This is a genomic window from Streptomyces phaeochromogenes (genome assembly GCF_001418655.1).
In the GTDB taxonomy this organism is placed as follows: Bacteria; Actinomycetota; Actinomycetes; order Streptomycetales; family Streptomycetaceae; genus Streptomyces; species Streptomyces phaeochromogenes.
In genome coordinates this window covers 694-1,499 of record NZ_LIQZ01000494.1, presented here as the reverse complement: position 1 = coordinate 1,499, position 806 = coordinate 694, and the positions used below count along the sequence as shown (strand labels likewise).

General features: G+C 69.4%; 1 protein-coding gene. It reads right to left on the bottom strand.

Translation table 11 applies throughout. From position 1 onward, the window contains the following. A partial coding sequence (locus tag AOK17_RS43805; protein WP_055618230.1) for a DUF4142 domain-containing protein occupies positions 1 to 630 on the bottom strand: 630 nt, incomplete at its 3' end. Between the last annotated feature and the right edge of the window lie 176 nt (positions 631 to 806).

Here is an 806-nt window from a genome sequence, read left to right as displayed (position 1 = left end):
CGCGGTGGCCGCGTCCCGGGCCAGGGCGTCGAAGTCGACGAGACCGGTGGCCTCCAGGACAGTGATGTGGTCCAGGACCGTGGTGTTCGCGTCGTCGGCGAGGCGGCGGACGAGCGAGTTGCGGGTGCTCGCGCGGACCTGGGCGACGAGGCCGAAGACCTTGCCGTGCGCCTTGCGCAGGATGTTCGCGAACTGCACGTCGTATTCCTCGCCCCGTGCCGCACTCAGCGTGCCGAGCCACGCCTGCTGCTGCTCGTTGGGCTGGTTGGGCAGCTGGAGCCCGAGCTGTGAAGCCACGTCGCGCACGCGCTCGTCCAGGAACGTGTGCCCCTCCACGAGGTGCTCGCCGGCTGTCTTGACCGCCTGCGTCGTGCCGCGTTCCTCGGCCTGCTGGCCGGCGGGCAGCTCCCACAGGCCCGCGAGCCGCACCTTGGTGACGAACTCGCGGTCCAGCGCGGACAGCGGGCCGTACCTCGTCGACAAGGTCTGGGCGTTCAGCGTGTCCACGCCGGTGCCCGACCGGTCCGAGTACGACCAGATCGGGAAGATCATTGCCACGAGGGTCGCCGCCAGGCCCGTGACGATGAGCCCGGTGCCGCTGAAGAGTCTGCGGCTGTTGATGGATCGCATGGTGCCTCCTGTTGCGGCACCGCACGTTAGTGCGCTTCGGGTTGGGCCTGGAATATTACTGCGCGGTGTACGTCAACTGAGGTACGGGTTCGGACGGTTGCCGCGCGAATCCGGACAGACGGCCGCAGGAGGGGTGTTTTCGCAGGTGGAGGCGGTGCGGCGGCGCGCGGACGACG